At 60.7% G+C, this 15,278-nt stretch carries 12 protein-coding genes and 2 tRNA genes; 4 read left to right on the top strand and 10 right to left on the bottom strand.

Annotation, left to right across the window (positions count from 1 at the left end; genetic code table 11):
- Positions 1–38: 38 nt before the first annotated feature.
- From EPN80_RS01580 to rpsO, 4 genes are all read right to left on the bottom strand, one after another.
- Positions 39–114: transfer RNA gene (locus tag EPN80_RS01580), tRNA-Glu, on the bottom strand.
- 105 nt (positions 115–219) lie between these two features.
- A tRNA-Ala gene (locus EPN80_RS01575) sits at positions 220–295 on the bottom strand.
- Between the two features lie 152 nt (positions 296–447).
- Positions 448–2,610 carry a polyribonucleotide nucleotidyltransferase gene (gene pnp / locus EPN80_RS01570; protein WP_293022791.1) on the bottom strand — a complete coding sequence of 721 codons (2,163 nt, stop codon included), beginning with the start codon at positions 2,608–2,610 and terminating at the stop codon, positions 448–450.
- 265 nt (positions 2,611–2,875) lie between these two features.
- Entirely contained in the window at positions 2,876–3,145 is a 270-nt protein-coding gene (gene rpsO / locus EPN80_RS01565) for a 30S ribosomal protein S15 (protein ID WP_047214431.1), read from the bottom strand.
- A gap of 235 nt (positions 3,146–3,380) precedes the next feature.
- On the opposite strand from rpsO, the gene EPN80_RS01560 reads away from it, so the two are divergent.
- Complete coding sequence (locus tag EPN80_RS01560) at positions 3,381–3,914, top strand: hypothetical protein (RefSeq protein ID WP_293022785.1); 534 nt, start codon at positions 3,381–3,383, stop codon at positions 3,912–3,914.
- 84 nt (positions 3,915–3,998) lie between these two features.
- Here EPN80_RS01560 and EPN80_RS01555 read toward each other — a convergent pair whose 3' ends face one another.
- Complete coding sequence (locus EPN80_RS01555; RefSeq protein WP_293022782.1) at positions 3,999–5,543, bottom strand: 2-isopropylmalate synthase; 1,545 nt, start codon at positions 5,541–5,543, stop codon at positions 3,999–4,001.
- A 295-nt stretch (positions 5,544–5,838) separates the two neighbouring features.
- Positions 5,839–7,047, bottom strand: coding sequence for an NAD(P)/FAD-dependent oxidoreductase (locus EPN80_RS01550; protein WP_293022779.1), 1,209 nt, complete (start codon positions 7,045–7,047; stop codon positions 5,839–5,841).
- Positions 7,048–7,138: 91 nt separating this feature from the next.
- Here EPN80_RS01550 and tsaD point away from each other — a divergent pair, with 91 nt between their 5' ends.
- Positions 7,139–8,167 carry a tRNA (adenosine(37)-N6)-threonylcarbamoyltransferase complex transferase subunit TsaD gene (gene tsaD / locus EPN80_RS01545; protein WP_293022777.1) on the top strand — a complete coding sequence of 343 codons (1,029 nt, stop codon included), beginning with the start codon at positions 7,139–7,141 and terminating at the stop codon, positions 8,165–8,167.
- Positions 8,168–8,265: 98 nt separating this feature from the next.
- On the opposite strand, the gene folE2 is transcribed toward tsaD, so the two are convergent.
- From folE2 to EPN80_RS01525, 4 genes are all read right to left on the bottom strand, one after another.
- Positions 8,266–9,075, bottom strand: coding sequence for a GTP cyclohydrolase FolE2 (gene folE2 / locus EPN80_RS01540; protein WP_293022774.1), 810 nt, complete (start codon positions 9,073–9,075; stop codon positions 8,266–8,268).
- Positions 9,076–9,195: 120 nt separating this feature from the next.
- Positions 9,196–11,109 carry a 1-deoxy-D-xylulose-5-phosphate synthase gene (dxs, locus tag EPN80_RS01535; protein ID WP_293022771.1) on the bottom strand — a complete coding sequence of 638 codons (1,914 nt, stop codon included), beginning with the start codon at positions 11,107–11,109 and terminating at the stop codon, positions 9,196–9,198.
- A gap of 54 nt (positions 11,110–11,163) precedes the next feature.
- Positions 11,164–12,063: a polyprenyl synthetase family protein gene (locus EPN80_RS01530; RefSeq protein WP_293022768.1), complete on the bottom strand. Its 900-nt coding sequence runs from the start codon at positions 12,061–12,063 to the stop codon at positions 11,164–11,166.
- A 9-nt stretch (positions 12,064–12,072) separates the two neighbouring features.
- Complete coding sequence (locus tag EPN80_RS01525; protein ID WP_293022765.1) at positions 12,073–12,333, bottom strand: exodeoxyribonuclease VII small subunit; 261 nt, start codon at positions 12,331–12,333, stop codon at positions 12,073–12,075.
- A gap of 666 nt (positions 12,334–12,999) precedes the next feature.
- On the opposite strand from EPN80_RS01525, the gene EPN80_RS01520 reads away from it, so the two are divergent.
- Both EPN80_RS01520 and EPN80_RS01515 read left to right on the top strand, forming a co-directional pair.
- A complete protein-coding gene (locus tag EPN80_RS01520; protein ID WP_293022762.1) occupies positions 13,000–14,103 on the top strand; it encodes an aromatic ring-hydroxylating dioxygenase subunit alpha in 1,104 nt (367 codons plus the stop codon).
- A 276-nt stretch (positions 14,104–14,379) separates the two neighbouring features.
- Positions 14,380–15,258 (top strand): sulfurtransferase, encoded by an 879-nt coding sequence (locus EPN80_RS01515; RefSeq protein ID WP_293022759.1) that lies wholly within the window; start codon positions 14,380–14,382, stop codon positions 15,256–15,258.
- Positions 15,259–15,278: the final 20 nt, after the last annotated feature.

Raw genomic sequence — 15,278 nt, 5'->3', positions numbered from 1 at the left:
CGTTCAGAACTCAACCGAATGACTCCGGCGTCGAATCCTGGCGTCCCCTAGGGGATTCGAACCCCTGTACTCACCGTGAAAGGGTGATGTCCTAGGCCTCTAGACGAAGGGGACAAAATCTTGGCTGATTTCGCCTCTATTTCAGCGAAGGCGCACATTATATATGCTTTTACTTCGCTTGCGAAGTTTCGCTTGATCTGATCACGCGAAACAGTTCTGTGGTGGAGGTAAGCGGGATCGAACCGCTGACCTCTTGCATGCCATGCAAGCGCTCTCCCAGCTGAGCTATACCCCCTAACAGAGAAATGAGATTTTATAGATGATCCAAAATCTTGTAAATACCTAGCCCTGCTTTTTTACCGCATTTAGGCAAAAAAAAGCGAGCCTAAGCTCGCTCTTTACGTCGCGATCACCGAGCCGTCGACAGCCCGGTATCGATCACCTCGCTTACTGTGCTTGCGCCTCGGATTCCGACGAGCGCTTGACCAGCGGTGTTCCCTGCTCTTCCGGCGTCAATGCCTTGACGGACAGACGCAGGCGACCCTTGTCGTCATGCTGGATCACCTTGACGCGCACCGCCTGGCCTTCCTTGAGCCATTCATTGATGTCCTTGATTCGCTCGTTGGCAATTTCGGAGATGTGCAGCAAACCATCCTTACCCGGCAGCACGCTGACGATCGCACCGAACTCTAGCAGCTTCAACACGGTACCGTCATAGACCTGCCCCACTTCGACTTCAGCCGTGATGGCTTCGATGCGTCGCTTGGCCTCGGCCATCCCTTCCGAGTTGGTGCTGGCGATAGTCACCACGCCGTCGTCGGAGATATCGATGCTGGTGCCGGTTTCCTCGGTCAGCGCACGAATCACCGAGCCGCCTTTGCCGATTACATCGCGAATCTTCTCCGGATTGATCTTGAGCGACACCATGCGCGGCGCAAACTCCGACAGCTCCGTACGAGCGCCCGATACGGCGCCCTGCATCTTGCCGAGGATGTGCATGCGGCCTTCCTTGGCTTGCGCCAGCGCGACTTGCATGATTTCCTTGGTGATGCCCTGAATCTTGATATCCATCTGCAGCGCGGTCACGCCATCGGCAGTACCGGCCACCTTGAAATCCATATCGCCGAGGTGATCTTCGTCGCCCAGAATATCGGTCAGGACGGCGAACTTGTTGCCGTCGAGGATCAGACCCATGGCAATGCCGGCGACGTGCGCCTTCATCGGCACGCCAGCATCCATCAGCGCCAGGCAACCGCCGCACACCGAGGCCATCGAAGACGAGCCATTCGACTCGGTGATTTCCGATACCACTCGAATTGAATACCCGAATTCCTGTTCGCTAGGCAAGCAGGCCAACAGCGCACGCTTGGCCAGACGACCATGGCCGATCTCGCGGCGCTTGGGCGAACCGACACGCCCTGTTTCGCCAGTGGCAAACGGCGGCATATTGTAGTGAAGCATGAAGCGATCGCGGTACTCGCCCTGCAGCGCGTCGATAATCTGCTCGTCACCCTTGGTCCCCAGGGTCGCGACGACCAGCGCTTGCGTCTCGCCGCGCGTGAACAGCGCCGACCCATGAGTACGCGGCAACACGCCGGTGCGAATGCTGATGGGACGTACCGTGCGGGTATCGCGACCATCGATACGCGGCTCGCCATTGAGTATCTGGCTGCGCACGATGCGCGCCTCGAGATCGAACAGAATGTTGTCGACTTCGACGTCGTCAGGAGCGGCCGCGCCGTTCGCAGCGGCTTGCTCGGCCAGTTTGGCTTTGACTTGAGCATACACACCGCGAACCTGCTGAGTGCGAGCCTGCTTTTCGCGCACTTGATAGGCAGCGCGCAAATCCTGCTCGGCCAGCGCCAACACATTCGCGATCAGCGGCTCGTTCTTTGCGGGTGGCGTCCAGTCCCATTCCGGCTTACCACCTTCGCGCACCAGATCATGAATCGCGTTGATGGCTGTCTGCATTTGTTCGTGGCCGAACACGACGGCGCCGAGCATGATGTCTTCCGGCAATTGGTCGGCTTCCGATTCGACCATCAATACCGCCCGCTCGGTACCTGCGACCACCAGGTCGAGTCGCGACGACGCGATTTGCGTGCGGGTCGGGTTCAGGACGTACTGGTTGTCGATGTAGGCTACCCGTGCCGCGCCAACCGGTCCGTTGAACGGCAGGCCGGAGACGGCCAGCGCCGCCGAGGCACCGATCAGCGCCGGAATATCGGTCGGCACTTCCGGGTTGATCGACAAAACGTGAATGACGACCTGGACTTCGTTGTAGAAGCCTTCCGGAAACAACGGGCGAATCGGGCGATCGATCAGACGGGAAGTCAGCGTCTCGTTCTCGGACGGACGGCCTTCGCGCTTGAAGAAGCCGCCGGGGATCTTGCCGGCCGAGTAGGTTTTCTCGATGTAGTCAACGGTCAGCGGGAAAAAATCCTGGCCCGGTTTCGCATTCTTGGCCCCCACCACGGTAGCCAACACGACGGTCTCATCGACGTCCACCAGAACAGCGCCACTGGCCTGACGAGCGATTTCGCCCGTTTCCAGACGTACCGTGTGCTGTCCCCACTGGAAGGTTTTCACGATTTTATTGAACATTTGCACTCCTGTGTCGAGTCGCGCTCATTGGTGCAGCGGCGCGACAACGCTGCCGGGCAAACCCGACGAATCGTAGGGGGAGTGTTATGCCATTCCAACAACCGCCGCACCGTTTCAGTGCTGGTCTGGCTCGCTGCTGGAATGACACAAAGCCTACTTGCCGCGGGGTCCCGAGAATCCAGGCAAAACACTGTACCAGCGCCTTGCCGCTAAAAAGCAAAATGCCTGCATCAGCGTGCTGATACAGGCATCTTCAATCAATTCCTCCGGCTTACTTGCGCAGCCCGAGCTTTTCGATCAACGAACGATAACGGTCAGCGTCTTTACCCTTCAGGTAGTCGAGCAGCTTGCGACGGCGGCTCACCATGCGCAGCAAACCGCGACGGCTGTGGTGATCCTTCATGTGCGCCTTGAAATGCGGCGTCAGTTCGTTGATGCGTGCCGTCAAGAGAGCAACCTGAACTTCAGGCGAACCGGTATCCTTGGCGCCTCGCGCGTACTGCGCAACGACGTCCGACTTTTTGATGTCTGCAACTGACATTGATTTTCCTTAAGTGAACAAGCGGTCACGGAAGAAAGGCCGTGCCGTGGATTTACAAAAACCGCGTCCGGTGCCAAGCAAAAAACGCGATTCAACTGCAAGTGCAGGATTATATGGCAAAAATCCCCCGATTGCCAGCAGAACTCGCCCCGAAAATCCCGGCAGCCATATCGCGTTGTCACCATTGCCAACTCAGGCGGCGCATAATGAGGGCCAAGACGACCGAGGAGGAAACATGGCATTCCTGTGGCGCATCGTCCGCCTCGCTCTGGCCCGTAGAGTGTCGCTGGCCGCGTTGCTGGTGGCCGGTTGCGTCGCGGGTTGTACGCCGATTTGGCGGACCATTCCCGCGGGCGTATCCCGCGCGGACGTCGAGACCCGCCTCGGCATGCCGCGCGAGGTATATCAATGGCCAGACGGCGTCACGCGCTGGCTCTACCCGACCCGCCCATACGGCCAGCACACGATCGCCGTCGATTTCGACGCGCATGGCCGGGTGCTGCACGTGCAGGATGTCATGACCAGCCACGCGTTCGACCAGGCCCAGATCGGCAAATGGACCGAGGACGACGTCCGGCGGCATTTCGGCATTCCGGTCGAAACGGCCTATTTCCCGCTCATGAAACGCGAAGTCTGGACTTATCGCTTCAAGCAATATGGCGCCTGGGACATGCTGATGCATTTCTATTTCAGCCCCGACGGCATCCTGCGCATGACCCAGACCACGCCTGATCCGCTGCACGACCCCGATCGGCGGTTTCTGTTCTGACGATCCGCCTCGCCGCAACGCAAACGGCGCCCTCCCCGGGGCGCCGCTTCCATACCGGGGAGCATGAAACTCCCGCCCCGATTATCAGGGCGTCAGTTGCGGATTCAATTTTTCCGCTTTCGAGTACAGCTTGTTCAGCGCCGACAGGTACGCCTTGGCCGATGCTGCGACGATATCGGGGTCGGTGCCGACACCGTTGACGATACGGCCGGCCTTGGACAGACGCACAGTCACCTCGCCCTGCGACTGCGTGCCGGTGGTGATCGCGTTGACTGAATACAGCACCAGTTCAGCGCCGCTCTTGACTTGGCCCTCGATCGCGTTGAGTGTGGCATCGACCGGCCCGTTGCCGTCGGACTCGCCGGTCTGTTCGGATCCGGCCGCCTGGAATACCACGCGCGCGTGAGGACGCTCGCCAGTCTCCGAATGCTGCGACAGGGAAACGAATTCGAAGTGCTCGCCGCTGCCGGTCTGCGCTTCGTTCGACACGATCGCCAGAATGTCCTCGTCGAAAATTTCGGCCTTCTGGTCGGCAAGCTCCTTGAAGCGAGCAAACGCACTGTTCACCTCGCCTTCCGAATCCAACGAGATGCCCAGCTCCTGAAGGCGCTGCTTGAAGGCGTTGCGGCCAGACAGTTTGCCCAGCACGATTTTATTGGTGCTCCAGCCCACGTCCTCGGCCCGCATGATTTCATACGTGTCGCGCGCCTTGAGCACGCCGTCCTGGTGAATTCCCGAAGCGTGAGCAAATGCATTGGCGCCGACCACCGCCTTGTTGGGCTGCACCACGAATCCGGTGATCTGGGAAACGAGCTTGGAGGCGGGCACGATTTGCGTCGTGTCGATGCCGAGGTCGAGCCCAAAGTAGTCCCGGCGCGTCTTGACTGCCATCACGATCTCTTCGAGCGACGTATTGCCGGCGCGCTCGCCCAGGCCGTTGATGGTGCATTCGACCTGCCGCGCACCGCCGATTTTCACGCCGGCCAACGAATTCGCAACCGCCATGCCCAAATCGTTGTGGCAATGTACCGACCATACCGCTTTGTCCGAATTCGGTACGCGCTCGCGCAGCGTGCGAATCAATTGTCCGTACAGTTCCGGTACGCCGTAGCCGACTGTGTCGGTCACATTGATGGTGGTGGCACCTTCGCTGATCACCGTCTCCAGCACCCGGCACAGGAAATCCATCTCGGAACGGCTGCCGTCCTCGGGCGAAAACTCGATGTTGTCGGTAAAGCGGCGCGCGAAGCGAACTGCCAGCCTCGCCTGCTCCAGCACCTGCTCCGGCGTCATGCGCAGCTTCTTTTCCATGTGCAGCGGCGAGGTCGCGATGAAAGTGTGGATTCGCGCGGAGTTGGCGTCCTTGAGCGCCTCAGCGGCACGTCCGATATCCCGGTCATTGGCGCGCGCCAGGCTGCATACCGTGCTGTCCTTGATCAACCCGGCAATGGCCTTGATGGCATCAAAATCACCATTGGAACTGGCGGCAAAACCAGCCTCGATAACGTCGACTTTCAGGCGTTCGAGCTGACGGGCGATGCGAATTTTTTCTTCCTTTGTCATCGATGCGCCGGGCGACTGTTCGCCATCGCGCAACGTCGTATCGAACACAATCAGCTTGTCAGCCATGTTTATTCTCCTGTGGGGATCGTCGGTGCTTTGGATTCAGGGTGCTTCCAGCCAGGGCCAGACAAAAACTCGTGCTTGGGTTATGCCGGAGGCGAAGTGCGAGAGCGGCAACAGCGTGTTCAGCAGCGCGCCGAACGCAATAGCCAACCTGGCTCTGCCAGATGTAGCGGGCTGGCTGGCAAATGCGAGGCGAAAGGACTGGCCGCAGACCGGGCCGAACGAAAGTTCATGGCGCAAATATAGACGCAAATAGGGTTTTCCGCAACGACGCTCGCCCCGGACGAGCGGCTGATTTTCAACCGTTTTCGGCAGCGATGGCGGTTGCCGCAGCCACCGCGGAGGCCCAGGCCCACTGAAAATTGTAGCCGCCCAGCCAACCGGTCACATCGACCACTTCGCCAATGAAATACAGGCCTCGCACGGCATTGGCCTGCATCGATGCCGACGACAACACGCGTGTGTCGACACCGCCGCGCGTGACTTCTGCCTTGCGCCACCCTTCAGAGCCGCACGGCCTGAGCGTCCAATGGTTCAATGCTGCCGCCATGCGTCGCAGCGCTTTATCCGGCAACTCATTGATGCGCGATTGCGCAGGCAGCCTCTGGTGACGAATCCAGACATCGGCCAGACGCGCCGGCAGCCATTGCGCCAGGAGATTCGACAGGTGCTTGCGCGACGCGGCCTTGCTCTCGAGCAGCATCGACTCGGCCGAAGCGGCCGGCAGCAGGTCGAGCTCAATGAGCTCCCCCGGTTGCCAGTAACTCGAGATTTGCAGGATGGCGGGCCCGGAAAGACCGCGATGGGTAAATAACAGGTCTTCGACAAAGCTGCCGCGCGAGCGTGCGGCCCCGGTCTCGACCCGCACTTCCAGCGAAACGCCCGCCAGCTCGGCAAACGGCTCCCAGGTGGCGGCATCGAACGTCAGCGGCACCAGCGCCGGGCGAGGCTCGACCACCGGCAGGCCGAACTGCCTGGCAAGACGGTATCCCCAATCGGTCGCTCCGATTTTGGGGATCGATAGTCCGCCGGTGGCCACCACCAGATGCCTGGCGAGCAACTCGCCGCCGTCAGCGGCAATCCGGAATGTGTCGCCACTGCGCGCCACCTCGTTGACGCGGCAGGGCATGCGCCAATGCACACGTCCGGCGTCGCACTCGCGCCGCAACATGGCGATGATATCCTCGCTCGATTCGTCGCAGAACAGTTGCCCCTTGTGCTTTTCGTGCCAGCGGATCCGATGACGCTGCAGGAGGTCGAGGAAATCCTGGGGCGTGTATCGAGCCAGTGCCGAGCGGCAAAAATGTGGATTTTCCGACAGGAAATTGGCCGGGCCGGCGTGAAGGTTAGTGAAATTGCAGCGCCCGCCGCCAGAGATACGGATTTTCTCGGCCAATTTCTCCGCATGGTCGATGATGACCACGCGCAATCCTGCCTGCCCGACCCTCGCCGCGCACATCATGCCGGCTGCTCCGGCCCCCACCACTGCTACATCGAACTTGTCCATGGCGCGCATTGTACCTGCGGGCGCGGCCAGGACGGCGCTGCTATACTGAACGACTGATCCACTGACCTTCCTCTTCTGATTGGCCGTAGCTATGCTGGTGTTGGGTATCGAGAGTTCCTGCGACGAGACCGGGCTTGCCTTGTACGACACTGAGGCGGGGCTGCTCTCCCACGCCCTGCACTCACAGATTGCCATGCACCAGGAATATGGCGGCGTTGTGCCGGAACTCGCCTCGCGCGACCACATCCGCCGCGCCTTGCCGCTACTCGATCAGGTATTACTGGAGGCAGCCAAGACGCGCCAGGACATCGACGCCATCGCTTATACACAAGGCCCCGGCCTGGCTGGCGCCTTGCTCGTTGGCGCCAGCCTGGCCAATGCGCTGGCTTTTGCACTGGATATCCCCGTGGTTCCCGTCCATCACCTGGAGGGCCACTTGCTCTCGCCGCTGCTGTCGGCCGACCCACCGGCTTTTCCATTTGTCGCGCTGCTGGTCTCGGGCGGCCATACCCAGTTGATGGAAGTCGACGGCTTCGCCCATTACAGGATTCTCGGCGAGACGCTCGACGACGCTGCAGGCGAGGCGTTCGACAAAACCGCCAAACTGCTGGGACTGAGCTATCCCGGCGGGCCGGCCATCTCGCGCATGGCGGAATTCGGCATCCCAGGGCAATACAAACTGCCCCGCCCCATGCTGCACTCGGGCAACCTCGACTTCAGCTTCAGCGGTCTGAAGACTGCCGTACTGACCCAGGTGCGCAACGCCGGCACCAATATTTGTGATCAATACAAGGCCGATCTGGCGCGCGCGTTTGTCGACGCCATCGTCGAGGTGCTGGTGGCGAAGTCGCTGGCGGCCCTGAAGCAAACGCACTTGAAGACGCTGGTCGTGGCCGGCGGCGTGGGCGCCAATAGCCAGCTGCGCGAGGCGCTGAACAGCGCTGCCCGACAACGAGGCTATCGCGTGCATTATCCCGAACTGGCGTTTTGCACCGACAATGGTGCGATGATTGCCTTTGCCGGTGCCATGCGGCTCAAACACTGGCCCCAAACCGCCGACACGCGCTACGAGTACACCGTGCGCCCTCGCTGGGATCTGGCCGACGTCATGCTGACGTGAGGCTGTCGGCCTCACGCCAAACCGTCTTGCGCCCACAAAAAAACCGCCTCTCGACGAGGCGGTTTTTCATGTGATGGCGACCCTGCCGGTCAACAGGATCATGCGTCAATACGCTTGTCCCGCTCGATGACTGCATAGGCGCTATGGTTGTGGATCGACTCGAAGTTCTCGGCTTCAAGCACGTACGCCACGATGCGCGGCTCGTCGTTCAGGCGGCGCGCCACGTCGCGCACCAGATCCTCGACAAACTTCGGATTATCGTAAGCGCGTTCGGTGACAAACTTCTCGTCCGGACGTTTGAGCAATCCCCACAATTCGCACGATGCTTCTTCCTCGGCCATGCGCACGATTTCCTCGACGCTGATGTCACCCGCCAGTTCGGCGGTAATCGTCACATGCGAGCGCTGATTGTGCGCGCCGTAGTCGGAAATCTTCTTCGAGCACGGGCACAGACTGGTGACCGGCACCAGCACTTTCAGCCAGCAGCGTGCAACCCCGTCACGCAATTCGCCGACCAGCGCCACCTCGTAATCCATCAGGCTTTGCACGCCGGAAATCGGCGCCGTCTTGGTGATGAAATACGGAAAAATGACTTCGATACGCCCTGCCGTCGCTTCCAGTTTCTCCAGCATGCCAGCCAGCATGCTGCGGAAACCGGCGAGGTCGAGCGGTGTTTTGCGCTCCTCGAGCAACGCCACGAAGCGCGACATATGTGTACCTTTTTGCTCGGCCGGCAGATGAACGTCCATATTGAACACGCCGACGGTCGTTTGCGCCTGACCGTCCGGCGTTCTGAGCGTAAGCGGATGACGCACCGCGCGCACGCCGACTCGTTGGATCGGGATCTGGCGCGTATCGACGCTGCTTTGCACGTCGGGCATCACGAAAGCGGGGTTCATCTGATTCATCTGTATTTTTCCTTTAGCACACGGATTGCCTTGCCAGACAAATGCCGCGGGCTAAAAACCTTCTGGCTTAAACAAGCAATGGCGACAATACGAGCCTCGGCTCAGTCGGCGACAGACTCGTCAAGCCACCAACTTGGTCACGCCGTCCGTCTTTTCAAGCGGCTTCACGCCGGTCAGTTTGAAACGCGCAACGATTGACTGGGTGATACCGGCGGCGTTCAGCCCGCACATGGCGAGCAATTGCGCCGGATCCCCGTGATCGATGAACTTATCAGGCAGGCCCAATTGTAGTATGGGACGATTAACCCCATCCTCAAGCAGGGATTCCGCGCAGGCCGACCCAGCCCCGCCCATGACGCACCCCTCTTCGACCGTGACCAGATAGTCGTGCTCGTCGGCCAGACGCCGCACCAGTTCGGCGTCGATGGGTTTCACAAAGCGCATATTCGCCACTGTCGCGTCGAGCGCCTCGGCAGCCGCCAGCGCCGGCGCCAGCATGCTGCCGAACGCCATGATCGCCACTCGCCGTCCCTTGGGCGCCGACGAGGTGCGGCGAACTTCTCCCTTGCCGAGCGGCACGGCAGTCATTTCCTGGGCGACGGCCACTCCGATCCCAGCTCCACGCGGATAGCGCACGGCCGCGGGTCCGTCCTGCAGGAAAGCGGTGTACAACATCTGCCGGCATTCGTTTTCGTCGGACGGAGTCATCACGACCATGTTCGGGATGCAGCGCAGATACGCGATATCGTAGGCGCCCGCATGCGTGGCACCGTCCGCGCCAACCAGGCCAGCGCGATCAAGCGCGAAAACAACCGGTAAATTTTGCAATGCGATATCGTGAATCAACTGATCGTATGCGCGCTGCAGGAAGGTCGAGTAAATCGCGACAACGGGCTTCATGCCCTCCGTCGCCAAGCCACCGGCAAAAGTAACCGCATGTTGCTCGGCGATGCCGACGTCGAAATAGCGATCCGGAAAACGCCGTTCGAACTCAACCATGCCCGAGCCTTCACGCATTGCCGGCGTGATGCCCATCAGACGCTCATCCTTGGCAGCCATGTCGCACAGCCAGTCGCCGAACACCTGCGTATAGGTCTTCTTGCCGCCGGTCGAAGGCTTGATGCCTTCGGCCGGATTGAATTTACCCGGGCCGTGGTACAACACCGGATCGGCCTCGGCCAGCTTGTAACCGTACCCCTTGCGCGTCACGACGTGCAGGAATTGCGGGCCTTTCAGGTGTTTGATGTTTTGCAGCGTTGGAATCAGCGAATCCAGATCGTGTCCGTCGATCGGACCGATGTAATTGAAGCCGAATTCCTCGAACAGGGTGGCCGGCACCATCAATCCCTTGGCGTGCTCCTCGAGTTTGCGCGCCAATTCGAGTACCGGCGGCGCCACGCTCAAGACCCGCTCCACGCCCTTTTTTGCCGCGGCGTAGAACTGGCCGGACATCAGCCGCGCCAGATAGCGGTTGAGTGCCCCGACCGGCGGAGAAATCGACATATCGTTATCGTTCAGGATCACGATCAACGGCAAATCGTCGTAGACGCCGGCATTGTTCATGGCCTCGAACACCATACCGGCGGTCATTGCACCGTCACCGATCACCGCGATGCTGAAATTCGACTTGCCCTGAGCCTTGGAGCCGAGCGCCATACCGAGTGCCGCCGAAATCGACGTGCTGGAGTGCGCGGTGCCGAACGTGTCGTAGACCGACTCGCTGCGGCGCGGAAATCCCGAGATGCCGTCGAGCTGGCGCAGCGTTTTCATGCCCTCGCGGCGTCCGGTCAGAATCTTGTGCGGGTAGCTCTGATGCCCAACGTCCCAAACGATGCGGTCTTCCGGCGTGTTGAACACATAATGCAAGGCGATCGTCAACTCCACCGTGCCAAGATTGGACGACAGGTGCCCGCCCGTGCGCGACACGCTCTCCAGCACGAAAGCGCGCAACTCCTCGGCCAGGGGAGCGAGTTGGCGGCGCTCGAGCTGGCGCAGCGCTACCGGATCATCAATGGTTTTCAGTAGTTCGTACATCGTCGTTCCATATTGAGCGGGTTGCCAACACCTCGCCGATTCTGTCGGGCATGATCAGTTGATCCGATCAACCACCAGGTCAGCCAGCGACCGCAGGCGGGCCGCCGCGGAACCGAATCCGCGTATTGCGGCATGAGCATCACGCCGCAAATCTTCGGCGAGCACCCTGGCATCGGCCAGCCCCAACAGCGACACATAAGTCGGCTTGTCGTTGGCCGCATCTTTGCCCGCGGTCTTGCCCAGCGTGGCTGAATCGGTGGTTGCGTCGAGGATGTCGTCGACCACCTGAAAGGCCAGGCCGATGGCGCTGGCGTAGGCGTCGAGCGCCACCGCCTCGTCGTCGACCAGCGCGCGGCCGCAGCCCGCGCCCATACGCACCGAGGCGCGCAGCAGCGCGCCGGTCTTCATCCGATGCATCATCTCGAGCTGATCTCGCGTGAGCCGCTTTCCAACGCTCTCCAGATCGATTGCCTGGCCGCCGGCCATACCCAGCGAACCGCTCGCCAACGCCAGCTCGTGAACCAGCGCGGCAGTCTGCCCCGCGGCCAATGCCGGCACCGGCTCGCTCAGCAGGATGAACGCCTGGGTCAGCAATGCGTCGCCCACCAGCAATGCGGTCGCCTCGTCATACTGCACATGCACTGTGGGCTTGCCGCGGCGTAACGCATCGTCGTCCATGCAGGGCAAATCATCGTGCACCAGCGAATACGCGTGCACCATCTCGAGTGAGCAAGCCGCGCGATCGAGCACTTCAGGCAACGCCTGCATCAGCTCGCCGGCCGCATGGCAGAGCAGCGGCCTGACACGCTTGCCGCCGCCCAGCACGGCATAGCGCATCGCTTCGTGCAGGCGAGTGGGGTGCATTCCTGCCGAGGGCAACCACCGATCGAGCGCGGCTTCGGTACGCGCCTGGACCGCCTTGGTCCAGGCGGAAAAATCATCTGTTGACGTCATTGATCTGTTCTATTCATCCGCCGGCGCGGTATCGAGCGGTTCGAGAGTATCGTTTTCGAGGACTTTCACCTGCTGCTCGACGCGTGCCAGCATTCCCTGACAGTATTTCACCAGTTCCGCGCCGCGCCGATACGCCGTCAGGGAGGCCTCCAGCCCCAACTCGCCGCTTTCCATGCGCCCCACCAGTTGCTCGAGCTCGGCCAGAGCCGCCTCATAACTGGGGGGAGCCTCGGACGGCTGTGCTTCCGTCGATGTCACGGTCTTCGCCATGGATCTAAAAATTCGGATCGAATATTCCATTTTACGGCAAAGCGGCGGCAACCGCAGACCAGTTTGACATATGTCACTCAATCCGCAAAGACCGATCACCAGCACGGTTTTACCGAACCAGGGCGTTTGCGCCTGCCACGCATCGCTTTACCGGCAAGCGTCAGCGGGTTGGACCATCGTCGCCGGGGTACCACGGCGGCGCTGCTCAACACATTAGAAGAGAACATCTTCAATATATGTAATACCAGGCGCCGGCATCTGTGCCTCGGCGCGCCAGCCGCGCCAGAGCTGAACGCTCGCGAGACTCTGTAGCCGAAGACCACGATTTTCCGCCTTTTTTCTCACGACAAACGCGGGTTTCCACTCGATCGACGCCCCGGCAGCCGGATTTCTCGCAACCGAACTGTCGTCAGGCGCGGCAATGTGCGATCTGAGTCGCGCACCGCAACGCAAAGCCCGCCCACATTTGCGGCGACCGGCCCTTCAGTCGTGGCGCGCAAGCGACGCCAGGACTGGGGGCCGGCGGCAAAACGCAGCAGAAACCGACGAATTTCCGTATCAATGCACGATTTTCCGTATATCTGCCGGTATAATTACGGGTTTCCCTAAATCGATTCTTCGATGGTTGGGTTGTTCACTGCTTTCAAGCTTTCGACGGGAGTGGGAATGTCCAATCTGAGCAGCGCGTTGCAATTCAAGCCCGCGCACAGTCAGTTACCGGTATATAGCTATTTCGACGAAGCGCTTCTGGCGCGCGAGGTCGAAATGTTGTTTAAACGCGGTCCGCGTTACGTCGGACACGAATTGATGGTGCCGGAAACCGGCAATTACTTCGCTCTTCCCGCAGAACAGGAAGGGCGTTTGCTCGTGCGTAACGATCGGGGGATCGAGCTGCTCTCCAACGTATGCCGCCATCGCCAGGCGCTGATGCTTAACGGCCGGGGCACCGCCCGTAACATCGTTTGCCCGCTGCATCGCTGGACGTACGATACCCGGGGTGAGCTGCTGGGGGCTCCGCATTTCCCGGAAAACCCCTGCCTTAACCTCAACAAATTCCCGTTACAGCGCTGGAACGGATTGCTGTTCGAGGCCGAAGGCCGGAACGTGCAATCCGATCTGGCCAGGCTGGGCGTTGCACACCACCTCGACTTCACGGACTATATGTTCGATCACGTCGAGATGCACGAATGCAATTACAACTGGAAAACCTTCATCGAGGTCTATCTCGAGGATTACCACGTCGTGCCATTCCATCCCGGTCTGGGCAGCTTTGTATCGTGCGACGACCTGCGCTGGGAGTTTGGCGATTGGTACAGCGTGCAAACCGTGGGCGTGCATCAGGGGCTAACCAAGCCCGGCAGTCCGATTTATCGCCAGTGGCACGACATGCTGCTGCGTTATCGCGAGGGCAAAGCTCCGGATTTCGGGGCGATCTGGATGGTCTACTATCCGAACCTGATGATCGAATGGTATCCCCACGTCCTCGTGGTATCGTGGCTCATTCCGCGCGGGCCGCAAAAAACCACGAATGTCGTCGAGTTCTACTATCCGGAGGAAATCACACTGTTCGAGCGTGAGTTCGTCGAGGCAGAACGCGCCGCCTACATGGAGACGGCGCGCGAAGACGACGAAATCGCCGAGCGCATGGACGCCGGTCGCCGTATTCTGCTCGATCGCGGCGTGTCCGAGACAGGCCCCTACCAGAGCCCCATGGAAGACGGCATGCAGCATTTTCACGAATTTCTGCGCCGCCAGCTCGGCGATTTATAGCCGCCCGATCTCACGTACAAACCCACAGAACGCGGCGGACTTCGGTCCGCCGTTTTGCTTTTGCCGTTCGCGTCGCCGCCGCCGGTCGGTCAGCCCATCCCACGAATGCCTTTTCACAATATCGGGCGGAATCTTCGCTACACTAGGAAGCGGGGTGGCTGCAGGCAATCGATGCGCAGTGCTCGACCGGCCGATGCAGCAGTCACGCCATTGAACGGCATGACCGGGTCGCGCCAATCGGCGCCGGCCGTTTGGTCATGCGCTCCCGGAGACATCATGGTCCATACACATTTCACCACGCTCATCAGCGCGCAAAATCTCGACGCACTGATCAACGCGGCCGATGCCGGCCCAACGCTCACCGTGTTCGATTGCCGTTTCGATCTGGCCAATCCGGCGGCAGGCGAAGCAGCCTATGTCGACGGTCATATCTTCGGCGCCTTCTACATGCACCTCGAGCGCGACATGTCCGGCAAGGTGACCGGCAAGAATGGAAGACATCCATTGCCGGACCGCGACACGTTGGTCCGTCATCTGGCCGATTGCGGCGTCTCGCGAGGCCAGCAGGTCGTCGCCTACGATGCTCAGGGCGGCGCATATGCGGCACGTCTTTGGTGGCTACTGCGCTGGCTGGGCCATGAATCGGTCGCCGTGCTCGACGGCGGCCTGCAAGCGTGGGAAGCCGCAGGGCTGCCGCTCTCAGCCGACCCACCGGAACCACCGCCGCCCGGGGATTTCACTCCTGGCGATCCGCTCGCGACCACGGCGGACGTCGAGGCCGTCGAACGCAACCTCGCCACGCATGAAAGACTGGTTGTCGATGCCCGTGCACCGGACCGCTATCGCGGTGAGAATGAAACGCTCGATCCTGTCGGTGGCCATATACCCGGTGCGCTCAATCGGTTCTTCAAGGATAACCTCGGTACCGATGGCCGTTTCAAATCGGCTGCGACGCTGCGCGCGGAATTTGCTCTGGTGCTGAACGACACCCTGCCCGAACGCGTCATCCTGCAATGTGGATCAGGCGTCACCGCCTGCCACAACGCACTGGCGATGGAAGTTGCCGGGCTGCATGGCGCAAGCGTCTATCCCGGCTCGTGGAGCGAATGGTGCGCCAACCGATCGCGCCCGGTGGCCACGGGGCCGAAACCCTGACCAGGCTGGGCGGGCCGGCG

Origin of the sequence: Pandoraea sp. (genome assembly GCF_004297875.1) — a bacterium.
Taxonomy (GTDB): domain Bacteria; phylum Pseudomonadota; class Gammaproteobacteria; order Burkholderiales; family Burkholderiaceae; genus Pandoraea.
Note: the sequence above shows the minus strand (reverse complement) of the source record. Positions and strands in the feature narration are given on the sequence as shown.